At 71.8% G+C, this 21,126-nt stretch carries 19 protein-coding genes; 13 read left to right on the forward strand and 6 right to left on the reverse strand.

Annotated elements, in window-relative coordinates; translation table 11 throughout:
* Positions 1-23: 23 nt before the first annotated feature.
* Complete coding sequence (locus ABD987_RS08910) at positions 24-1,121, forward strand: D-alanine--D-alanine ligase family protein (protein WP_345389033.1); 1,098 nt, start codon at positions 24-26, stop codon at positions 1,119-1,121.
* A gap of 74 nt (positions 1,122-1,195) precedes the next feature.
* Here the strand turns inward: ABD987_RS08910 and ABD987_RS08915 are convergent, their stop codons facing one another.
* Positions 1,196-1,729 (reverse strand): DUF3515 domain-containing protein, encoded by a 534-nt coding sequence (locus tag ABD987_RS08915; protein ID WP_345389035.1) that lies wholly within the window; start codon positions 1,727-1,729, stop codon positions 1,196-1,198.
* A 19-nt stretch (positions 1,730-1,748) separates the two neighbouring features.
* The gene (locus ABD987_RS08920; protein ID WP_345389037.1) at positions 1,749-1,982 is read right to left on the reverse strand and encodes an Lrp/AsnC family transcriptional regulator; all 234 of its coding nucleotides are present in this window, start codon (positions 1,980-1,982) and stop codon (positions 1,749-1,751) included.
* A gap of 150 nt (positions 1,983-2,132) precedes the next feature.
* Here ABD987_RS08920 and ABD987_RS08925 point away from each other — a divergent pair, with 150 nt between their 5' ends.
* Both ABD987_RS08925 and ABD987_RS08930 read left to right on the forward strand, forming a co-directional pair.
* Complete coding sequence (locus tag ABD987_RS08925) at positions 2,133-3,089, forward strand: thiamine-phosphate kinase (protein ID WP_345389039.1); 957 nt, start codon at positions 2,133-2,135, stop codon at positions 3,087-3,089.
* 29 nt (positions 3,090-3,118) lie between these two features.
* Complete coding sequence (locus tag ABD987_RS08930; protein WP_345389041.1) at positions 3,119-3,598, forward strand: GNAT family N-acetyltransferase; 480 nt, start codon at positions 3,119-3,121, stop codon at positions 3,596-3,598.
* A 39-nt stretch (positions 3,599-3,637) separates the two neighbouring features.
* On the opposite strand, the gene ABD987_RS08935 is transcribed toward ABD987_RS08930, so the two are convergent.
* Positions 3,638-4,867, reverse strand: coding sequence for a glycoside hydrolase family 27 protein (locus ABD987_RS08935; RefSeq protein WP_345389043.1), 1,230 nt, complete (start codon positions 4,865-4,867; stop codon positions 3,638-3,640).
* Between the two features lie 27 nt (positions 4,868-4,894).
* Here ABD987_RS08935 and ABD987_RS08940 point away from each other — a divergent pair, with 27 nt between their 5' ends.
* From ABD987_RS08940 to ABD987_RS08950, 3 genes are all read left to right on the forward strand, one after another.
* On the forward strand, positions 4,895-5,416 hold the full coding sequence (locus tag ABD987_RS08940; RefSeq protein WP_345389045.1) for a gamma carbonic anhydrase family protein: 522 nt from the start codon (positions 4,895-4,897) through the stop codon (positions 5,414-5,416).
* Between the two features lie 20 nt (positions 5,417-5,436).
* Positions 5,437-6,114, forward strand: a complete 678-nt coding sequence (locus tag ABD987_RS08945; protein ID WP_345389047.1) for a uracil-DNA glycosylase — start codon at positions 5,437-5,439, stop codon at positions 6,112-6,114.
* 83 nt (positions 6,115-6,197) lie between these two features.
* Entirely contained in the window at positions 6,198-6,986 is a 789-nt protein-coding gene (locus ABD987_RS08950; RefSeq protein ID WP_345389049.1) for an alpha/beta fold hydrolase, read from the forward strand.
* A 503-nt stretch (positions 6,987-7,489) separates the two neighbouring features.
* On the opposite strand, the gene rpmB is transcribed toward ABD987_RS08950, so the two are convergent.
* The gene (gene rpmB / locus ABD987_RS08955) at positions 7,490-7,681 is read right to left on the reverse strand and encodes a 50S ribosomal protein L28 (protein WP_324162777.1); all 192 of its coding nucleotides are present in this window, start codon (positions 7,679-7,681) and stop codon (positions 7,490-7,492) included.
* Positions 7,682-7,813: 132 nt separating this feature from the next.
* On the opposite strand from rpmB, the gene ABD987_RS08960 reads away from it, so the two are divergent.
* Genes ABD987_RS08960 through ABD987_RS08970 form a run of 3 tightly spaced genes read left to right on the forward strand, consistent with a single transcriptional unit; the run spans position 7,814 to position 12,079 of the window.
* The gene (locus ABD987_RS08960; protein ID WP_345389053.1) at positions 7,814-9,412 is read left to right on the forward strand and encodes a DAK2 domain-containing protein; all 1,599 of its coding nucleotides are present in this window, start codon (positions 7,814-7,816) and stop codon (positions 9,410-9,412) included.
* Positions 9,413-9,414: 2 nt separating this feature from the next.
* Positions 9,415-11,565 (forward strand): ATP-dependent DNA helicase RecG, encoded by a 2,151-nt coding sequence (recG, locus tag ABD987_RS08965; RefSeq protein WP_345389055.1) that lies wholly within the window; start codon positions 9,415-9,417, stop codon positions 11,563-11,565.
* A gap of 4 nt (positions 11,566-11,569) precedes the next feature.
* On the forward strand, positions 11,570-12,079 hold the full coding sequence (locus ABD987_RS08970; RefSeq protein WP_345389057.1) for a GNAT family N-acetyltransferase: 510 nt from the start codon (positions 11,570-11,572) through the stop codon (positions 12,077-12,079).
* An 80-nt stretch (positions 12,080-12,159) separates the two neighbouring features.
* Here ABD987_RS08970 and ABD987_RS08975 read toward each other — a convergent pair whose 3' ends face one another.
* On the reverse strand, positions 12,160-12,783 hold the full coding sequence (locus ABD987_RS08975; protein WP_345389059.1) for a TetR/AcrR family transcriptional regulator: 624 nt from the start codon (positions 12,781-12,783) through the stop codon (positions 12,160-12,162).
* A 31-nt stretch (positions 12,784-12,814) separates the two neighbouring features.
* Between ABD987_RS08975 and ABD987_RS08980 the strand changes: the two genes are divergently transcribed.
* The 4 genes from ABD987_RS08980 to ABD987_RS08995 all read left to right on the forward strand — a co-directional run bounded on the left by ABD987_RS08980 (position 12,815) and on the right by ABD987_RS08995 (position 19,550).
* The gene (locus ABD987_RS08980) at positions 12,815-14,026 is read left to right on the forward strand and encodes an erythromycin esterase family protein (protein ID WP_345389061.1); all 1,212 of its coding nucleotides are present in this window, start codon (positions 12,815-12,817) and stop codon (positions 14,024-14,026) included.
* Between the two features lie 79 nt (positions 14,027-14,105).
* On the forward strand, positions 14,106-15,032 hold the full coding sequence (locus ABD987_RS08985) for a S8 family peptidase (RefSeq protein WP_345389063.1): 927 nt from the start codon (positions 14,106-14,108) through the stop codon (positions 15,030-15,032).
* Positions 15,033-15,172: 140 nt separating this feature from the next.
* Positions 15,173-18,550, forward strand: coding sequence for a pyruvate carboxylase (locus ABD987_RS08990; protein WP_345389065.1), 3,378 nt, complete (start codon positions 15,173-15,175; stop codon positions 18,548-18,550).
* A 169-nt stretch (positions 18,551-18,719) separates the two neighbouring features.
* A complete protein-coding gene (locus ABD987_RS08995) occupies positions 18,720-19,550 on the forward strand; it encodes an arginase family protein (RefSeq protein ID WP_345389067.1) in 831 nt (276 codons plus the stop codon).
* Positions 19,551-19,625: 75 nt separating this feature from the next.
* Here ABD987_RS08995 and ABD987_RS09000 read toward each other — a convergent pair whose 3' ends face one another.
* Positions 19,626-21,113 (reverse strand): AbfB domain-containing protein, encoded by a 1,488-nt coding sequence (locus tag ABD987_RS09000; protein WP_345389069.1) that lies wholly within the window; start codon positions 21,111-21,113, stop codon positions 19,626-19,628.
* Positions 21,114-21,126: the final 13 nt, after the last annotated feature.

The raw sequence follows: 21,126 nt of genomic DNA on the forward strand, positions 1-21,126 counted from the left end.
CTGTGCGTGCGCGGGTGCGATCGATGAGCGGGGAAAAGATCCGGGTGGCGGTTGTCTTCGGCGGCCGGAGCACGGAACACGCGATCTCGTGCCTTTCCGCGGGCAGTGTGCTGGCGCAGCTGGACCCCGCGCGGTTCGAGGTGGTCCCGATCGGCATCACCCCGGCGGGTGGCTGGGTGCTCGCCGGTGGCGGGCCGGACCAGCTGGCGATCCGGGGCGGGCAACTGCCCTCGGTCGCCGACGGCAGGGCGCTCGTGCTCGCCGGTGACCCGACCCGGCGTGAGCTGGTCGCGCTCGGGACGGGCGAGGTCACCGAGGTACTGGCCGCGGTCGACGTCGTCTTCCCGGTGCTGCACGGCGCGTTCGGCGAGGACGGCACGATCCAGGGGCTGCTCGAACTCGCCGAGATCCCCTACGTCGGCGCCGGGGTGCTGGCCAGCGCGGCCGCGATGGACAAGGAGTACGCGAAGAAGCTGCTCGCCGCCGCCGGGCTGCCGGTCGGCGGCTACACCGTGCTCCGTCGTGGACAGTCCACAGTGGAAGAGCAGGACCGGGAGCGGCTCGGGCTGCCGGTGTTCGTCAAGCCGTCGCGCGCGGGGTCGAGCGTGGGCATCAGCCGCGTCACCGACTGGTCCGAAGTGGACGCCGCGATCGCGCTGGCCAGGCGGACCGATCCCAAGGCGCTGGTGGAGGCCGCGGTCGTGGGCCGGGAGGTCGAGGTTGGCGTGCTGGAGTATCCCGACGGCCGCGTCGAGGCGTCGCTGCCCGCCGAGATCCGGGTGCTTTCGGCGGACGAAAGCGCCTGGTACGACTTCGAGACCAAGTACCTCGGCGAAGAGGCGGAGCTGGACATCCCGGCGAAGCTGGACGACGCGGTCACCGAGCGCGTGCGCGCCATGGCCGTCGAGGCGTTCCGGGCGCTGGACTGCCAGGGCCTGGCCAGGGTGGACTTCTTCGTCGGCGAGGACGACGAGCCGATCGTCAACGAGATCAACACGATGCCCGGTTTCACCGCGAAGTCGGCCTACCCGCAGATGTGGCAGGTCACCGGTGTGGACTACCCGGCGCTGCTGAGCACGCTCATCGAGACGGCCATCGCGCGGGGTACCGGGCTGCGGTAGGGACATGCGCCCCAATGTGGCGTTCGGTGCGTCCAACGCACCGAACGCCACATTGGGGCGTTCGGTGCCGGGTCCTAATTGGCCTTGGCGGGCAGCTTCGCCGCGATCGCCTCGGCGACCGACTGCAGCGGGCCGGTGCCCGCGGAGTCCGGCACGGTCAGCGCGAGGTAGACGGCGCGGTCCACCGCGTACCAGGTCGTCGAGCCCGCACCGGCCACCGGAAGCCAGTTGACGCCGTTGACCAGGCGCAGCTGCGCGGTCGGGACCAGCTCGGGCGGGCGCTCCAGGCCACAGCGGAGCACGATCGGGTCGGTGTCGCCCCAGGCGATCGTCGCGGGCGGCGCCGGGTCGGCCAGCGTGCGGGGAGTGAGTTTCTTGCCCGACGAAACGATTTCGGTCGGTACCGCGCCCATCATCGCCGCGCAGTCCGGGCCGCCCGCCTGCGGGGCGGGCACCGAGACCAGCGCGAGCGGTCCGTTCGGGTCGCCCTCGGCCGCCTTGCCCTTCGTCAGCGCGACGACCGCGACCACACCCGCGAGCGCGACGGCGAGCACCGTCGCGACGATCAGGGCCGCCTTCGGGGGCGTGCCGGTGTCGGAATCTGCCACCCGACCACTACACCACTCGTCAGAGGTGGACCACCGGGCAGGTCAGCGTACGGGTGATGCCGTCCACGTTCTGCACCTTCGCGACGACGAGCTGGCCGAGCTGGTCGACGTTCTCGGCCGTGGCGCGCACGATGACGTCGTAGGGGCCGGTGACATCCTCCGAAGTGGTGACGCCGGGGATGCCGGAGATCTCCGCGGCGACCGCGGCCGCCTTGCCGACCTCGGTCTGGATGAGGATGTATGCGTGGACCACGGCGCGCCCTTTCGTCGGTATCGGTCGGCTCAAGGTAGGAACTGAAGAGGCATCACTGCCAGCAACGTATCCCCGGCTTCCGGAAAAACATAGGGCATCCGACTGTCGGTGATCGATATGTGTTGTGTGAGAAGAAACAGGAGGTGACCGGTGTCACCGGACGACGGCACGGTGGCGGGGACCGGCGAGTTCGCGCTGATCGACGCGGTGACCGCGGGACGGCGGCAGCCCGCGGCCACGCTGCTGGGCCCCGGCGACGACGCCGCGGTCCTCGCCGCACCCGACGGCCGCGTGGTGGCCAGTACGGACGTGCTGGTGCACGGCGTGCACTTCCGGCTGGACTGGTCCAGCCCGGAGCAGGTCGGCCGCAAGGCCGCCGCGGTGAACCTGGCGGACATCGCGGCGATGGGCGCGCACCCGACCTCACTGCTCGTCGGCATCGCCTGTCCGCCCGACACCCCCACCGAGGTGATCACCGAGCTGGCGAAGGGGATGTGGGCCGAGGCCGAGCGTGCCGGGATCGGCGTCTCCGGCGGGGACATGGTCCGCGCCGACCAGCTCGTGGTGAGCGTCACCGCGCTGGGTGACCTCGGCGGGCGCGCACCGGTGACGCGGTCGGGCGCGCGGCCCGGCGACGTCGTCGCCGTGTGCGGCAACCTCGGCTGGGCCGCGGCCGGGCTCGCCGTGCTGGGCCGCGGGTTCCGGTCCCCGGTCGGGGTCGTCAACGCGCAGCGCTGTCCCGAGCCGCCGTACGCGGCCGGGCCGCAGGCCGCCGACGCGGGCGCGACCTCGATGATCGACGTCTCCGACGGGCTGCTCGCCGATCTGGGGCACCTCGCGAAGTCCTCCGGGGTCGGCATCGACATCCGCAGCGCGGACCTGGACGTCGCCCCGCGGCTGGTGGAGGTGGGCACCGCGCTCGGCGCGGACCCGCTGCGCTGGGTGCTCACCGGCGGCGAGGACCACGCGCTGGCGGCGACCTTCCCGCCCTTCGGTGATCCGCCGGAGGGCTGGCGGGCGATCGGCGCGGTGACCATCGCCGAGTCCGGGGTCACCGTGGACGGCAAGCCCTACGAGCACGAGTCGGGCTGGGAACACTGGCGCTGAACTGCCGGCCGGGTGGTTAATCTCGGCGCATGGACATCCGCGTGGTCTCCTACGACCATCCCGACGCCCGCAAGCTGATGGCCGAGGTCCAGCTGGTCTACGTCGAGCGGTACGGAAACGAGGACGAGACCCCGATGGACCCGGCGGAGTTCGCCCCGCCACAGGGGCTGTTCCTCGTCGGCTACCTCGACGACGTCCCGGTGGCCAGCGGCGGCTGGCGGGCCCACGACGGGCCCGCCCCGCATTTCCGGCCGGGCGACTTCGAGCTGAAGCGGATGTATGTCGTCGAGGCGGCGCGGGGCAGGGGATTCGCGCGGGCGATGCTGGCCGAGCTGGAGCGCACCGCCGTCGCCGCCGGACGGAAGCGGGCCGTGCTGGAAACCGGCGTCAAACAGCCCGAGGCGCTCGCGCTGTACGAATCCTCGGGTTATCACGAGATCCCGAAGTTCGGCCTTTACCGATGCGAACCGGACAGCGTCTGCTACGCCAAGGCCCTCGTCGGTCCGTGAATGCCACATTGAGGGACTCTGAGTCCCTCAATGTGGCATTCACGGACGGCTGAGCCGCAGCAGCGCCACGGAGTGCGGGGCGACGGTGGCGGAGACGACGTCGGTGGCGGTACCGAGGTCGGCGTGCCGCCACAGGTCGCGGACCCGCCAGGTGCCGGGCACGGTGGCCGGGATCGGGACGGGCGTGGTGCCGGTGTTCAGCAGCGCGACCGCGAATCCGCCGTCGGACGTCGGTTTTCCCCACACCTGGGCGGCGCCGGAGATCGCCCAGCGACGTCCCTGGCCGTACGCGAAATCCTGGTCGAGCGCGATCACCTCGGGATCGCGCAGCGTCGCCAGGTCCGCCGCGTTCAGCGTGTCCGGGGCGGCTCCGGCGAACAGCGGGGCGTTCAGCAGCGCCCAGAGGCCGAAATGCGCGCGGTTCTCGTCCGGGGTGAGCGTGCCGTTGCCGACCTGGAGCATGTCCGGGTCGTTCCAGCCGCCCGGAATCCCGGTGTACGCGGCGACTTCGGCCTGTCGCCCGAGCACCGACACGACCGACGCCCAGTCCGGCGTGAGGTCGTCGGTGGTGCGCCAGAGGTTCGCCACCGGACGTGCCCAGGTCCACGGGCTGGACACGCCGTACTCGGAGATCGCGTAGAGGATCGGGCGGGGCAGCCGGGCGAGCTCGTCGCGCATCCTGGTGAACGCGGCCTTCCGGTCCAGACCGTCCACAGTGTCCGCCGCGCACCAGTCGTACTTGAGGTAGTCCACGCCCCAGCCCGCGAACAGCTCCGCGTCCTGCCGTTCGTGGCCGAGCGACCCGATTCCGGTGGCGGGATAGGCGTTGTTGACCACCGCGCAGGTGCGGCTGCCCGGCACGGCGTAGATGCCGAACAACAGACCGCGGGCGTGCACGTACGCGGCGAGCGCGGCGATCCCGCCGGGGAACCGCGCGGGGTCGGCGCGCAGCGAGCCGTCGGCGGCCCGCGTCGGTGCCTGCCAGCAGTCGTCGACGACGACGTAGCGGTATCCGGCCTCGCGCATCCCGGTCCGCACCAGCGCGTCGGCGGCGTCGCGGACCACCTGCTCGGTCAGTCCCCGGCAGCCGACCTGGTTCCAGCTGTTCCACCCCATCGGCGGGGTGGCGGCCAGGCCGTTCGCGAGCGCGGGCGCCGGGCCGACCGGCCAGAAGAGCGCGGCCAGCACCAGGAGCACGAGCACGATCCGCGTGCCCCGGCGCTGGTTTCTCGTCTTCTTGGCGATGCGCGTGATCCAATCGCACCACACGTGAAACCGCTGTGTCCGGAGGAAAGCATGCCGATCTACGCGCTCGGGGAACTCGAACCGACCATTCACCCCGATGCCTACGTCCACCCCGACGCCACGGTCATCGGCGACGTCCGGATCGCCGCGAACGCGTCGGTGTGGCCACAGACCGTGTTGCGCGGCGACAACGGGTACATCGAGATCGGGGAGCGTTCCAACATCCAGGACGGCTGTGTCGTGCACTGCACGCGACGCCATCCGACGATCCTGGGGCCGTCCTCGGCGGTCGGACATTCCGTGCACGTCGAAGGCGCGAAGATCGGCACCGGCTGCCTGATCGCGTCCGGATCGGTGGTGCTCAACGGATCGGTGATCGAGGACGGCGGCATGGTCGGCGCCGGTGCCGTGCTGTCCTACGGATCCCAGGTGGGACAAGGGGAAATCGCGCTCGGCGTACCCGCGAAGACCCGGCCGAACACGTCGTTCGGGCCGGACCAGATCGCGCAGGTGGTCGATTCCTACGTCCAGCGCGCGGCCCGCTTCCGGGTCGAGCTACGCCGCCTTTCCTAGAAGCGCTAAGCTCGCGCCCCGTGACCGGACGACCGCTGCACGAGATCATCGAAGCAGGCTGGGCGCAAGCCCTCGAACCGGTGGCGCCGCAGGTGGCCGCCATGGGGGAGTTCCTCCGGGCGGAGATCGCCGCCGGGCGGACCTACCTCCCGGCGGGGGAACACGTGCTGCGTGCCTTCAAACAGCCGTTCCACGACGTGCGCGTGCTGATCGTCGGCCAGGATCCGTACCCGACGCCGGGGCACGCGGTCGGGCTCAGCTTCTCGGTGGCGCCGGACGTGCGCCCGATTCCGAAGAGCCTGATCAACATCTACAAGGAGTACGGCGAGGACCTCGGCTACCCGCCGCCGTCCAACGGTGACCTGACGCCGTGGGCGGAGCAGGGCATCCTGCTGCTCAACAGGGCGCTGACGGTGCAGCCCGGCAAGTCGAACTCGCATCAGGGCAAGGGCTGGGAGCAGGTCACCGAGCAGGCGATCAAGGCGCTCGCCGCGCGCTCGGAGCCGATGGTCGCGATCCTGTGGGGCCGCAACGCGCGGAACCTGAAGCCGATGCTGGGCAACGTCCCGTGCATCGAGTCGGCGCATCCGAGCCCGCTTTCGGCGCACAACGGTTTCTTCGGCTCGCGGCCGTTCAGCCGGGCGAACCAGCTCCTTGCCGAGCAGGGTGCCGCGCCGGTCGAATGGAAACTGCCGTAGCGCGTGTCGAGAACCGGGCGCCGGTTCCGACCGCTAGGTGAACGGCGGCGTTCGAGCCGCTTCCCTGTGTTCTGGAGGTTTCCATGACCGAGCCCGCGACCGTCACCTCGGCCGACGGCACCACGATCGCCTTCGACCGGCGAGGATCCGGTGCGCCGGTGATCCTGGTCGGCGGCGCCTTCAACGACCGGACGACCGTCGCCGGACTGGCCGAGGTGCTCGACGGCTACACGACGATCGCCTACGACCGGCGTGGCCGGGGCGGCAGCGGCGACGCCGGGGAGTACCGCGTGGAGCGGGAGGTCGAGGACCTCGCCGCGCTGATCGAGCGGGCAGGCGGCTCGGCGCACGTGTTCGGGCACTCCTCGGGCGCGATCCTGGCGTTGACGGCCGCGCGGCACGGGCTGCCCATCGGGCGGCTCGCGGTGTACGAACCGCCGTTCGTCGTCGACGACAGCCGGCCGCGGCCCGCCGACGACCTGGTGGACCGGGTCCGGGCGGCGCTGGACGCGGGGGACCGCGACGAGGCCGTGACGTTGTTCCTGGTCGAGGGCACCGACACGCCCGCCGAGGTGGTGGCCGGGATGAAGAGCGCGCCGGTGTGGGGCTGGTTCACCGGGCTGGCGCACACGCTGCCCTACGACCTGACCATCTGCGGCCCCGGCAACCGGTTGCCCGGCTGGCTCGGCGAGATCACCGTGCCCACGCTGGTGATCGGCGGCGGGGCGAGCCCGGCGTGGATGCCCGCGGGCGCGCGGGCGGCCGCCGAGGCGGTGCCGGGTGGCGTCTACCACACGCTGGAGGGTCAGGCCCACGGAGTGCTCCAGCACCCGAAAACCCTGCTCCCCCTGCTCACCGACTTCCTCGCCTGAGCCTTCCTTTGCCCCGTCGAAAGGTCCGTGAATGCCACATTGAGGGACTCAGAGTCCCTCAATGTGGCATTCACGGACGCCTACGCAAAGTGACTGAGCGGCAAGCCGGAGACGGAACGTGACCACTGCGGCCGGGGGTCCGTGAAGGAGGCCTTACCAGCGCTGAGCGCTGTAAAGGAGGCCTTCACGGCACGTCGAGCGTCTCGAACGGAGCGTTCGAGACCCGCCGTCACCGCTGGAGCCGGAGAACGCGCAGACCCGCGCTGAAGGACGCCTTAGGTGCGTCCAGTGCACTGAAAGCGTCCTTCAGCGCGCTGAACGCACTGAAGGCGTCCTTCAGCACCCCCGACGCACAGCGGCGACCCCACCACGAAACGTGACGACAGCGGGGGTCCAAGAGGCTTGCCCCCTGGCGGGGGTTTGGGGGTTCGACCCCCAAAAGACATGTAGGCGAAAAAAATGGCGAGCGCTCTTCGCGAGCACTCGCCACCCGAAGCTTTCGCCTACCCGCGGACGACCTTGCCCGCCTTGATGCACGAGGTGCACACGTTCAGGCGCTTGCGCTGGGACAGACCGATCTTCGCGTGAACGGTCTGGATGTTCGGGTTCCAGCGGCGGTTGGTACGCCGGTGGGAGTGCGAGACCGACTTGCCGAAGCCCGGCCCCTTGCCACAGACGTCGCACACGGCAGCCACGTCGAACTCCTTTGGATCTGGGACGAAAATACGGCCCAGATACGCCTGGGCAACTCGTCCATAGTAACCAGTGGTTTCCGGGGCCTCCGCACCGGGTCGCTACCCTCGCGGGGACCAGCTAGGAGGTTACGGGTGCGGGTGCTGGACGTGGCGGCGGTGTCGGCCTGGTCGGCGGCGTGTGTGCACAGTCTCGACGGGCTGCGGCCGGCGATCAACGGCATCAACGTCTACCCGGTGGCGGACTCCGACACGGGGTCCAATCTGCTGCACACGATGACCGGTGCCCAGCACGAGCTGGCGGCCGCCGCGCCTTCGACCGTGGCCGAGGCGCTGAGCGTGCTCGCGCGGGGCGCGGTCGCGGCCGCGCGCGGGAACTCCGGGGTGATCATCTCGCAGGTGGTGCGGGGGCTGGCGGACTGGGCGGCGGACGGCGGGGAGCTGGACGGGCCGGGGCTGGCCGCGGCGCTGGCGCACGCCGACGCGGTCGCGACCGGCGCGGTGAGCCGCCCGGTGGCCGGGACCATGATCACCGTGCTGCACGCGGTGGCGGCCGCCGTCCGCGGCTGTGCCGGTGGCCGCGCGGACCTCGCCGGGGTCGCGACGGCGGCGGCCGGGGCGGCGGCGGCCGCGCTGGAGGAGACCCCGAAGCAGTTGCCCGCGCTGGCGAAGGCCGGGGTGGTCGACGCGGGCGGGCGCGGGCTGGTCGCGGTGCTCGACGCGCTCGCCGGGGTGATCACCGGCACCGCCACCGAACACGAACACGCGCTGGAGGCGATCGCCGCCCCCGTGCCGGGCGAGGCCCCGTACGCGTGGGAAGTGATGTACCTGCTCGACGGCGTCGACGAGGCGCGGCTGCCCGCGTTGCGCAAGGAGCTGAGCGGGCTCGGGGACAGCGTCACGGTGGCGGGGGACGGCGCGGGCGGGCACGCCGTCCACGTGCACTGCGCGGACATCGGTGCCGCGATCGAGGCGGGGCTGGAGCTGGGCAGGCCCCGCCGCGTCCGGGTCGAACCGCTCCTCACGCCCACGCCGATCGAACCGGGCGGCGGCCTCGACCGCACGGTGGTGGTGGTCGTCCACGGCGGCGCGCTCGCCGAGGTGCTGCGCGCGGAGGGCGTCGCGGTGCTGGCGGTGCCCTCCGGGACGACGCCGAGTGTCGAGGAGATGATCGGCCTGCTCAACGAGGCCGCCGGACGGCATGTCACGGTGCTTCCCGGTGGCGCCGAGCTGACCGCGGCGGCGGACGCGGCGGCCGGGCACGCGATGGCCGCGGACCGGGACGTCGTGGTGATCCCGTGTGCCTCGCCGGTGCAGGTGCTGGCCGCGCTGGCGGTGCACGATCCGGCGCGGCGCACGAACGACGACGTGGTCGCGATGGCCGAGGCGGCGGCGGCGACCAGGCGCGGCGAGCTGCGGATCGCGCTGGAGGAGTCGCTAACCTGGGTGGGCCGGGCCCAGTCCGGTGATCTGATCGGCCTGGTCGACGGCGAGGTGGTGCTCATCGAGCCCGCGGGTGGTGCCGGCGCCGATCTCGTCACGGCCGCGCTCGAGGTGCTGGGCCGGATGCTGGCGGTTGGCGGTGAACTGGTCACCGTGCTGACCGGCGCGGACGTCCCGCCGGGTGTCGGGGCGGAGCTGGCCGAGCGGTTGCGGGCGGAGCATCCCGAGGTGGAGTTGACGAGTTATGCCAGTGGTCAGGCGGACGCCGTGCTGCTGATGGGGGTTGAGTAGGCATGGCAGGGCTGCGCGACAAGCTTCCGTTGCTGCTGGGCGCCAAGACGGCGAAGGCGCTGTCGACGGCGTTGAGCATCGAGACGGTCAGTGATCTGCTGCGGCACTATCCGCGCCGCTACGCCGAGCGGGGTGAGCTCACGGACATCGCCGGGCTCGAACTCGGCGAGCACGCGACCGTGCTGGCGCGGATCGAGCGGGTGAGCAAGCGCACGATGAAGTCGCGGCGTGGCACCATCCTCGACATGGTGATCACCGACGGGAAACGCCGTCTGGCGTGCGCGTTCTTCAACCAGGCGTGGCGGGAGAAGGAGCTGGCACCCGGCAAGACGGGCCTGTTCTCCGGCAAGGTCACCGCCTTCCGCGACACCCTGCAGCTGGCGAACCCGGAATACCAGTTGCTGGAGCCGGAAAACGAGGCCGAAGCCGTCGACAACTTCGCCGGCGCGATCATCCCGGTGTATCCCGCGGCGGCGGGGATGCCCTCGTGGTCGATCGAGAAGTGCGTGCGGCAGGTGCTCGACGTGCTCGAGGTCGACGAGGACCCGATGCCCGCCGAGCTGCTGAAGCGGTACGGCCTGACCGGGCTGGAGCCCGCGCTGCGCGGCATCCACCGGCCCGAAAGCTGGGCGGCGCTGGAGAGCGCGCGGCAGCGGCTCAAGTGGGACGAGGCCATGGCGGTGCAGCTGATTTTCGCGCAGCGCAGGCATTCCGCGGTCTCGCGCCCGGCGAAGGCGTCCCCGCACACCGACGGCGGGATCCTGGACGCCTTCGACAAGCGGCTGCCGTTCGAGCTGACCGACGGGCAGCGGGAGATCGGCGACGAGATCGCCGCCGACCTGGCGACCGAGCATCCGATGAACCGGTTGCTGCAGGGCGAGGTCGGCAGCGGGAAGACCGTGGTGGCGCTGCGGGCGATGTTGCAGGTGGTCGACTCCGGGCGGCAGGCCGCGATGCTGGCGCCGACCGAGGTGCTCGCCGCGCAGCACGCGCGTTCGCTGCGGGACATGCTCGGTGACCTCGCGCAGGCGGGGGAGCTGGGCGGGGCGGAGAACGCCACGCGCGTCACGCTGCTGACCGGGTCGATGGGGGCGAAGGAACGCAAGAAGGCGTTGCTGGAGACGATCAGCGGGGAGGCGGGCATCGTCGTCGGCACGCACGCGCTGATCCAGGACTCCGTGTCGTTCGCGGAGCTGGGGCTGGTCGTGGTCGACGAGCAGCACCGCTTCGGCGTCGAACAGCGGGACGCGCTGCGGTCGCGTGGGGCCGAGGGGACGAGCCCGCACGTGCTGGTGATGACCGCGACGCCGATCCCGCGCACGGTCGCGATGACGGTGTACGGCGATCTGGAGACCTCCGCGCTGCGGCAGATGCCGGTGGGCCGCTCGCCGATCAAGACGTCCGTGGTGCCGGTCGCGGAGAAACCCGCGTGGCTGGACCGCGCTTGGCAGCGGGTCCGCGAGGAGGTCGGCAAGGGGCACCAGGCCTACGTGGTGTGCCCGCGGATCGGGGACGAACCGCCGTCGGACAAGACGGAGCGGCCACCGGTGGCGGTGCTCGACGTGGCGCCGGAGCTGGAACACGGGCCGCTGAAGGGCCTGCGGGTCGGGGTGCTGCACGGGCGGATGCCCGCCGACGAGAAGGACACCGTGATGCGGGCGTTCGCCGCGGCCGAGCTGGACGTGCTGGTGGCCACGACGGTGATCGAGGTCGGCGTGAACGTGCCGAACGCGACCGCGATGGTGATCATGGACGCGGACCGGTTCGGGGTCAGCCAGCTGCACCAGCTGCGGGGCCGGGTCGGCCGGGGGAGCGTCCCCGGCCTGTGCCTGCTGGTGACCGAGACGCTGGACGGCACGTCGACGCGGGAGCGGCTGGCCGCCGTCGAGTCCACAACGGACGGTTTCGAGCTGTCGCGGCTGGATCTCGAGCTGCGGCGCGAGGGGGACATCCTCGGCGCGGCGCAGTCCGGGAAGCGGTCGACGCTCAAGCTGCTTTCGCTGCTGCGGGACGAAGAGGTGATCGCCGACGCGCGGACGTGCGCGCAGGCGTTCGTCGAACAGGATCCGGAGCTGAAGAAGTTCCCCGGCCTGGCGCGCCTGATCGCCGACGTGGTGGATCAGGACCGGGTCGAATACCTGGAAAAGAGCTGATGTCGTGGCCGAGCCGGTGCTCCGCGAAGCGACGGTCTCCGACGCCACCGCGATCGGGGCCCTGCACGTGGCCTCGTGGCGGGTGGCCTACGCCGGGGACGTTCCTCCCGACGTCCTGAGTGGACTGTCCATGCTGGACAGTGCGCGGCGGTGGGAGGAGATCCTCGGCGCGGCGGAGCGGAAGGGGACCGTGGTCGTGCTCGAAGCGGACGGCTGGCTGGGCGGGTTCGCCGGCTTCGGCCCCGCCGGGGACGCCTCCGGTGGGCAGCTGTACGCGCTGTACGTCGATCCGGAGCGGTGGGGCCGTGGCTGGGGCGGTCTCCTGCTCGGCGAGGCCGTGCGGCACCTGTCGGCCGCGGGGCACCGCGAGGCGATGTTGTGGGTGCTGGACACGAACACCCGGGCCCGCGGCTTCTACGAAAGCGCGGGGTGGAAACCCGACGGCGCCACGAAAACCGAGGAAATGCACGGCGTCGCCCTGCCCGTCGTCGGCTACCGGCGCCCGCTGCCCTGACCTTCCTTCAGCGGTCCGTGAATGCCACATTGAGGGACTCAGAGTCCCTCAATGTGGCATTCACGGACCACGGTGAGAGGTCAGGCGGGGACGAAGACTCCGGCGGCAGCGGCGGCCGCGGTGGCGCGGGCGGCGAGGCGGGCGTCGGCGAGGCCGAGGGATTCGCGCGAGATGAACAGGCGGTAGAAGATCGGGCCGCTCGCGGCCCGGATGACCTCGTCGGGCGAGGTTCCGGCGGGTGCCTCGCCACGGGCGATCGCGCGGGTGGTGAGCACGGCGCAGCGCGCGTGCCGGTCCACGTAGAAGGAGTGCAGTGCCTCGGCCGCCAGCTCCGACTGGAACGCCGCGAGAATCGACGCCGTCGGCAGTTCCCGCATGCCCGGGGTGGTGAAGTAGCCGACGAGCTCGGCCAGCATCTCGTACAGGTCGCCGGCGAGCGAGCCGGTGTCGGGCGCGGTCCAGTCGTCCTCGGTGCCGAGGTGGAACGCCGCCGCGACGAGGCCCTCGGCGGATTTCCAGCGGCGGTACACGGTGGTCCGGTGCACGCCGGAGCGTTCGGCGACCGCGTCCACGGTCAGTTCGCCGTAGCCGTGCTCGGCGAGCAGGGCCAGGGTGGCGTGCAGGACGGCGAGCCGGGTGCGCTCGGTGCGCCCGCCGGGCCGCTGGGTGCCCGGCTGTTCCGCGTCAGAAAAGTCCGTTGCCAACCGCTACTCCCGTTGCGTTAGTGTGCCCAGTATGCCAGCCCTGGACTTCGTCACTCCACTGTCGACGGACGACGTGACCCCGATCGCCGATCTCATCGGCGCCGCGAGCATCGTCGCGATCGGCGAGAACAACCACCATAGCCACGAGTTCGGGCTGCTGCGGGCCAAGCTCGCCCGGTACCTCGTGGAGCATCGCGGCTTCACCGTGCTCGGCTGGGAATCCGGCTTCCCGGAAGGACATCTCGTCGACGCCTGGCTCCAGGGCGCGCCGGGTGAGGTCGCCGACGTCGGCCGGGACGGGTTCACCTTCAGTCTCGGCGACGCGCCCGAGACGCAGGACCTGCTGACCTGGCTGCGGGAGCGCGGCGGTGTCCGCTTCACGGGGCTGGACGTGCCGGGTTCGGGTGGCTCGCCGGTGCCCGCGCTCGACGCCGTCCGCGCCTACCTCGCCGAGATCGACGCGTCCGCGGTGGCCCTTGTGGACGCCGCGGTGGCGGCGGTGAAGCCCTACGCCGGGGCGAGCAACGCCGTCGCGATGGAGCGCTACAAGAACGTTGACACGCCAGGGCGCGACGCCGCGACGGCCGCGTTGTCCGTGCTCGCCGCGCACCTCGACGCACTCGCCCCGGTCTACCGGCAACGTGGTGGCAGCGAGGCCTTCGCCGAGGCCCGGCACCACGTCGCCGGGGCGCTGCGGGTCGATCTGCACCTGCGCGAGGTGAACGCGATGATGTCCGGTGCCGCGTCGGCGCTGGGGAGCTCCTCGCGCGACACATACATGGCCGCCACGGTGCGCCTGCTGCGGGAACGCTCCGACGCCAAGATCCTCCTCATGCTCCACAATGGACATTTGCAGCGCACGCCGTTCGCCGCGCTGCCCGGGATGGCGTTCCCGCCCGCCGGGATGTTGCTGGCCGAGGAGTTCGGGGACGACTACTTCGCGCTCGGGGTCACCGCCGCGACCGGGGTGACCACCGGTCTCGCCCCGCAGGAGGGCACCCGCCTCGGCTTCCGTGTCTTCGCGCAGGAGCTGGATTCGCCCGCCGAGGACAGCGTCGAGGCGGCGCTCGCCGAGAGCGGCCCGTGCCTCGTCGATCTCCGCGCCCACCGCGCCGCCGGGAAGCCGGGGCCCACGAGCATCCGGCACGCGCACATGACCACCCCGGTCGACGTCGCCGCCGCCTTCGACGCGCTCGTCCACCTGCCGCGGATGTCGGTCAGCGGGAACGTCCCGGCGGGGTGAGCCGACCGGCGTCAACCGTTCGGGCGACATGGCCGGTGCCGAGTTGCCGGTGCCGCCACACGCGCGATACCACGCAGACATGACTCTGCGACGTGGTCTTTCCGTGGCGATGGTGGCGCTCGTGCTGACGGCGGCGGGGCAGGTGCCCGCGATCGCCGCGGGCGGCGGCCAGCCGAACCCGCCGAGCTGGGGGCTCGACCGGATCGACCAGCGCTCCGGGCTCGACCGGAACTACCGCTACGCCACCGAGGCCGAGAACGTCACGGTGTACGTGATCGACAGCGGCGTCGACGCCAAACACCCCGACTTCGGGGGCCGGGTCGAGCAGGGCCGGGACTTCCTCGGCGACGGCACGGGTACCGACACCACCGACGGCAACGGCCACGGCACCCGTCTGGCCGGGGTCGCGGCGGGCACGACGTTCGGGGTCGCCAAGAAGGCGCGGATCGTCCCGGTCCGGGTGATCGACAAGAACGGCGGCGGGGAGACCGGCAAGATCATCGCCGGGATCGACTGGGTCCGGCAGAACGCCCGCCAGCCCGCGGTGGCGGTGCTGGGGCTCGGCGGCGCGCCCAACGACCAGCTCGACGACGCCGTCCGCGCGCTCGCCGGGGTGGTCCCGGTGGCCGTGCCCGCGGGTGGGTCCGGCTCCGACGCCAGCGCCTACTCGCCCGCGCGGGTGACCGAGGCGCTGACCGTGGCGGGCAGCGACGTCCGGGACGGCGCCTCGCCGAGGTCGAACTTCGGCTCGACCGTGGACCTCTACGCGCCGGGCGTCGACATCCCCGGCCCGATCGCGGGCGGACAGGGCGCGGGGCCGATCACCGGCACGTCGATGTCGGCCGCGTTCGTGGCCGGCGCCGCCGCGCTCTACCGCGCCCGGCACCCGCAGGCGACCGCCGCCCAGGTCGCCGACGGACTGGTGGCCGCCGCGACGAAGAACGCCCTCGGCGGCGTGCCGTCGGGTACCCCGAACCTGCTGCTGTTCACCGACCCGGCGTCCTGACCCCGCCGGGTACCCCGGTGCGGTCGGAAGACCACGTTCGGTGCGTCATGACGTCCATCACCTGGGCGACGCCTCCCGCCCACTGGGCTACCCCGGTAACGTGCGTCACCTGCATCCCACCGTAAACGGAAGGACCGGGCATGTTCCGCAAGGTGCTGGTCGCCAACCGGGGCGAGATCGCCATCCGCGCGTTCCGCGCCGGGTACGAACTCGGCGCGGGAACCGTCGCCGTGTTCCCGCACGAGGACCGCAACTCGCTGCACCGGCTCAAGGCCGACGAGGCCTACGAGATCGGCGAGCCGGGGCATCCGGTCCGCGCCTACCTCTCGGTGGGCGAGATCGTCAACGCAGCCAAGAAGGCCGGTGCCGACGCCGTCTACCCGGGCTACGGCTTCCTGTCCGAGAACCCCGACCTCGCGCGCGCGTGCGAGGAAGCGGGGATCACCTTCGTCGGCCCCAGCGCCGAAATCCTCGAACTGACCGGTAACAAGGCCCGCGCGGTCAAGGCCGCGCGCGAGGCCGGGGTGCCGGTGCTCGGGTCCTCCGCGCCCTCGTCCGACGTCGACGAGCTCGTCGAGGCGGCCGGGGAACTCGGTTTCCCGGTGTTCGTCAAGGCCGTCGCCGGTGGCGGTGGCCGCGGGATGCGCCGCGTCGAGGATCCCGCGCAGCTGCGGGAATCCATCGAGGCGGCCGCGCGCGAGGCCGAGTCGGCGTTCGGCGATCCGACGGTGTTCCTGGAGAAGGCCGTCGTCGAGCCCCGGCACATCGAGGTGCAGATCCTCGCCGACGGCGCGGGCAACGTGATTCACCTGTACGAGCGGGACTGTTCGGTACAGCGGCGGCACCAGAAGGTGGTCGAGCTGGCCCCGGCGCCGAACCTCGACCCGGACCTGCGCGACCGCATCTGCGCCGACGCGGTGAAGTTCGCCCGTCAGATCGGCTACCGCAACGCCGGGACCGTCGAGTTCCTGCTCGACCGCGACGGCAACCACGTGTTCATCGAGATGAACCCGCGCATCCAGGTCGAGCACACGGTGACCGAGGAGGTCACCGACGTCGACCTGGTGCAGTCGCAGCTGCGCATCGCCTCCGGGGAGACCCTCGCGGACCTCGGCCTGTCCCAGGACCGTGTCTACCTGCGCGGCGCGGCGCTGCAGTGCCGGATCACCACCGAGGACCCGGCCAACGGTTTCCGCCCGGACACCGGGATGATCAGCGCCTACCGGTCGCCAGGCGGCTCCGGCATCCGGCTCGACGGCGGGACGGCGTTCTCCGGCACGGAGATCAGCGCGCACTTCGACTCGCTGCTGGTCAAGCTGACCTGCCGGGGCCGCGACTTCAAGACCGCGGTGGGCCGCGCCCGTCGCGCGGTCGCCGAGTTCCGCATCCGCGGCGTGGCCACGAACATCCCGTTCCTGCAGGCGGTGCTCGACGATCCGGACTTCCGCGCCGGTCGCGTCACCACGTCGTTCATCGAACAGCGGCCGCACCTGCTCACCGCGCGACACTCCGCCGACCGCGGCACCCGGCTGCTCACCTACCTCGCGGACCGGACGGTCAACAAGCCGCACGGCGAGCGGCCCCGCACCCTCGACCCGCAGCTCAAGCTGCCCCGCCTCGCCAAGGATGCGGTGCCACCGGCCGGGTCGAAGCAGAAGCTGGCCGAGCTCGGCCCCGCCGGATTCGCGGGCTGGCTGCGGGAATCCCCGCTCGTCGGCGTCACCGACACCACCTTCCGCGACGCGCACCAGTCGCTGCTGGCCACCCGGGTACGCAGCAAGGACCTCCTCGCGGTCGCCCCGGTGGTCGCGAACACCCTGCCGCAGCTGCTGTCGCTGGAATGCTGGGGCGGTGCCACCTACGACGTCGCACTGCGCTTCCTCGCCGAGGACCCGTGGGAGCGGCTGGCGAAGCTGCGCGAGGCGGTGCCGAACATCTGCCTCCAGATGCTGCTGCGCGGCCGCAACACCGTGGGCTACACGCCTTATCCGACCGAGGTGACCACCGCCTTCGTCGAGGAGGCCACCGCGACCGGGATCGACATCTTCCGCATCTTCGACGCGCTCAACGACGTCGAGCAGATGCGGCCCGCGATCGAAGCGGTGCGGGAGACCGGCACGGCCGTGGCCGAGGTGGCGCTGTGCTACACCTCGGACCTGTCCGACCCCGGCGAGCAGCTGTACACATTGGACTACTACCTGAAGCTGGCCGAGCAGATCGTGGGCGCAGGCGCGCACGTGCTGGCGGTGAAGGACATGGCGGGCCTGCTCCGCGCGCCCGCCGCGGTCCGGCTGGTTTCCGCGCTGCGCAAGGAGTTCGACCTGCCGGTGCACATCCACACGCACGACACCGCCGGTGGCCAGCTGGCCACCTACCTCGCCGCGATCGGCGCGGGCGCGGACGCGGTGGACGGCGCGGTGTCGTCGATGGCAGGCACGACCTCGCAGCCCTCGCTGTCGTCCATCGTGGCCGGTACGGACCACTCGGACCGCGTCACCGGTCTCGACCTGCAGGCCATCGGCGAGCTGGAGCCGTACTGGGAGAGCGTGCGCAAGATCTACGCGCCGTTCGAGGCGGGCCTCGCCTCGCCGACCGGTCGGGTGTACCACCACGAGATCCCCGGCGGTCAGCTGTCGAACCTGCGGACCCAGGCCATCGCGCTCGGGCTCGGCGACCGCTTCGAGGACATCGAGGCGATGTACGCCGCGGCCGACCGCATCCTCGGTCACCTCGTCAAGGTCACGCCCTCGTCCAAGGTGGTCGGTGACCTCGCGCTGCACCTGGTCGGCGCCGGGGTTTCGCCGGAGGACTTCGAACAGGAGCCGAACAGGTTCGACATCCCGGACTCGGTGATCGGCTTCCTGCGCGGCGAACTCGGCGACCCGCCGGGTGGCTGGCCGGAGCCGTTCCGCACCAAGGCGCTGGCGGGCCGCGCCGAGGCCAAACCGGTGGCCGGACTGTCCGAAGAGGACCGTGAAGGACTGGCGAACGAACGCCGCCGGACGCTCAACCGGCTGCTGTTCCCCGGGCCGACCAAGGAGTTCGAGGCGCACCGCGCGCAGTACGGCGACACCAGCGTGCTGCCCAGCAAGGACTTCTTCTACGGTCTGCGGCCGGGCGAGGAGTACTCGGTCGACCTGGAGCAGGGTGTCCGGCTGCTCATCGAGCTGGAGGCGATCGGCGAGGCGGACGAGCGCGGCATGCGCACGGTGATGGCCTCGCTCAACGGCCAGCTCCGGCCGATCTCGGTCCGCGACGCCTCGGTGGCCTCCGACATCCCGGCGACCGAGAAGGCCGAGAAGGGCAACCCGAAGCAGGTCGCCGCGCCGTTCGCCGGGGTGGTCACGTTGCAGGTCGCCGAGGGCGACGTCGTCGAGGCCGGTGCCACGGTCGCGACCATCGAGGCGATGAAGATGGAGGCCTCGATCACCGCGGCGGGTGGCGGGAAGGTCGCCCGGCTGGCGATCACCGCCGTGCAGCAGGTCGAAGGCGGGGATCTGCTGCTCGTCCTGGAATGAGCCCGGATCGCTCGGGAGCCCTGGATTCCCGGCGGTCATGCGCCCCAATGTGGCGTTCGGTGCGTTGGACGCACCGAACGCCACATTGGGTGCGTTGGACGCACCCAATGCCACATTGGGGTGCTCGCGGTACCTAGGCGGCGCGACCGGTCACGAGTAGCTTGACCGCATGCTCATCAACGCGGTTCCGCAGTGGCAGGGCGCACTCGGCCCGCGCGCCCAGGAGCTTCCCGAGGGGTGTGCGGCGCTCGCCGAACTGGCCGGGCGGGTGCTCGGCCGGCCGGTGTGCCATGTTCGGCAGAGCGGGGAGACCTCCCCGGTGGCCGGCGGGATCGCCAACCGCGAGGTCCTGCTCGCGAACCGTCCGGCGCAGCTGGCCGCGCTGGAGGCGCCCGGCGGCCCGGTGCTGACCGTCGGCGGGGACTGTGGCACCGAACTGGTCCCGATCGGCGTCGCGCGGTACCGGTACGGGCCGGGGCTCGGCGTCCTCTGGTTCGACGCGCACCCGGACCTCAACACCGCGCGGTCCTCGCCCTCGGGCGCCTACCACGGGATGGTCCTGCGGTCGCTGCTCGGCGAGGGCGATCCGGACTTCGCGGCGAACCCGGCGCTGGAGCGTGGCCGCGCGGTGCTCGCCGGGACCCGGTCCTTCGACGACCCCGAGCGGGAAGCCGCGGAGAGTGGCCTGGTCACCGTGGTCCCGGACGCCACCGACGCCGCCGCCCTCGCGGCCGCGCTGCGCGGCGCCGAGCACGTCTACCTGCACGTCGACCTCGACATCCTGGATCCCGGCGAGTTCGGCGGCCTCAACTACCCCGAACCGGACGGGCTCTCGATCGCCGAACTGGTCGCCGCGATCGACGCGCTGGTGGGCTTCGACGTCGTCGGCGCCGGGGTCACCGAGTGCGCCGGCACCGAGGGGCTGGAGGTACTGGAACCGGTGCTGGCGGCCATCGGCAGGCGGCTCGGGGCCGCCGGGCCGCACACGGCACGGGGCTGAGCGCACCTTCCGCCCAGCCCCGCCGACGTGATGCCGCCGTGCGAACCACCCGGGCCACCCACGGTCGTCTTCGAGTCAACGCGTGGTGGGCCCTGTCGCCCGCCAGGTGACGTCGGGGCCGTACGACGCCGGCGTGTCGTAGTCGTGCCGGCCGCTCTGGTCGGCCGCCCACAGCCGGCCGCTGTAGTGGCGGAGCAGCCGTCCCCGCTGGGTGAAGGATTCCAGGGAGACGCCGCCGCCGTCCGGGCTGGGCTTGGTGCACCAGGTCGCGTCGGCCCGGAACCGGTCGGTGCCGTCCGACGGCGCGACGACCACCTTCAGATCCTGCTGGCGCAGATAGTGCTCGGGGTGGGTCACCGACTCGAACGAGTGGCACAACTGGTCGGCCTTGCCCGGCACGACCCGCCAGGTGGCGTCGGCCCCGGCGCCGGGGCCGATCACCGCGTCGATCTCCCCCCGGATGTACCAGCCCTGGGTGCCCGGGCTGGTCGATCCCAGCGACTGGGTCAGCACGGCGTCCTCGTACTGTCCCAGCCGCAGGAAGACGTCGACGTCGTCGTCGCTGCCGGCCAGCGCCGTGTCCGCCGCCGTGACCAGCGCCGGATGCACCCCGCTCTGCTCCGCCCTGGTCCGGAGCTCGAAGACGAGCCGCCGATCGGCGTCCGCCTTCTTCTTGAGCCAGGTGTTCCAGTCCTTTTCGTCCGCCTCGTGGATCCCGGTTTCGATGTAGCGGGTTCGCGCCGCCGGATCGGTGCTGCGCGCGGCGCGCAGTGCCGCGGCGGCGATCTCACTGCCGGGTTTCGCCGCGTTGTACAGGTCGAGCACGAAGTTCCGGTCCGGTTCGATCAGCTGGCCCGCGGTGGGCTCCATCGCCACCACGGCGCCCGCCCGACGGCGGGCCGCCTGCGCCTTCAGGACCCTCTTCTGCTCTTCGCTGGTCGCGGTGTCCGCGTCGATGGCGTCCTGCCGGTCCTGTGCCCACGCCGTACTGATGCCGGTGAGGATGAACGCCTGCTGGTCGGCCGCCGAACCGTTGTACGCGGCCAAGGCCGCGGCTTTGACCTTGGGGCCGCTCGCCCGCTGGTAGATGGCGAAGGCGAACTCCTTGTCGTTCAGCATCCACAGTTCCGGCGTCGCCGTGATGCCGATGACCAGTGCGGCCTTCTCCTTGGCCTCCTGCGCGGCCTTGGCCGCGTCGTCGTCCCGTTTCTTGTTGGCCTGGTCCAGCGCGTTCGCCTGGTAGATGCCGGTTTTGATCCACTGGGTGCTCTGCGAGAGGTCGCCGCCGTAGGCCAGCTGGGCGGAGGCGCGCACCTCGGTCCCCTTCGCCCGTTCCCACAGGGCGAACACGAAGTTCCGGTCGGTCAGGATCAGCAGCTCCGGGGTGGCCAGCACGCCGATCTCCTGGGCGGCGAACCTCTTGTCCTCCTGGGTCGCCTGGGCCGCCTGCACGCTGGGCGCGGGCGAGGACGCGGCGAAGCTCGTGTCGGTGCTCACCAGCCCCAGCAGCATCGTCGCGGATATCAGGCCGGCCGCGAGCCCGGCGCTCGGTCTGCGTCTCATCGTGTTCGCTCCT

This window comes from Amycolatopsis samaneae (assembly GCF_039541975.1).
GTDB classification, from domain to species: domain Bacteria; phylum Actinomycetota; class Actinomycetes; order Mycobacteriales; family Pseudonocardiaceae; genus Amycolatopsis; species Amycolatopsis samaneae.

Excerpts from the sequence above, each read along its gene's own strand:
- ABD987_RS08910 (WP_345389033.1), top strand. The coding sequence starts at position 24 with ATGAGCGGGGAAAAGATCCGGGTGGCGGTTGTCTTCGGCGGCCGGAGC.
- ABD987_RS08930 (WP_345389041.1), top strand. The coding sequence starts at position 3,119 with ATGGACATCCGCGTGGTCTCCTACGACCATCCCGACGCCCGCAAGCTG.
- ABD987_RS08940 (WP_345389045.1), top strand. The coding sequence starts at position 4,895 with ATGCCGATCTACGCGCTCGGGGAACTCGAACCGACCATTCACCCCGAT.
- ABD987_RS08950 (WP_345389049.1), top strand. The coding sequence starts at position 6,198 with ATGACCGAGCCCGCGACCGTCACCTCGGCCGACGGCACCACGATCGCC.
- recG (WP_345389055.1), top strand. The coding sequence starts at position 9,415 with ATGGCAGGGCTGCGCGACAAGCTTCCGTTGCTGCTGGGCGCCAAGACG.
- ABD987_RS08980 (WP_345389061.1), top strand. The coding sequence starts at position 12,815 with ATGCCAGCCCTGGACTTCGTCACTCCACTGTCGACGGACGACGTGACC.
- ABD987_RS08985 (WP_345389063.1), top strand. The coding sequence starts at position 14,106 with ATGACTCTGCGACGTGGTCTTTCCGTGGCGATGGTGGCGCTCGTGCTG.
- ABD987_RS08990 (WP_345389065.1), top strand. The coding sequence starts at position 15,173 with ATGTTCCGCAAGGTGCTGGTCGCCAACCGGGGCGAGATCGCCATCCGC.
- ABD987_RS08995 (WP_345389067.1), top strand. The coding sequence starts at position 18,720 with ATGCTCATCAACGCGGTTCCGCAGTGGCAGGGCGCACTCGGCCCGCGC.
- ABD987_RS09000 (WP_345389069.1), bottom strand. The coding sequence starts at position 21,113 with ATGAGACGCAGACCGAGCGCCGGGCTCGCGGCCGGCCTGATATCCGCG.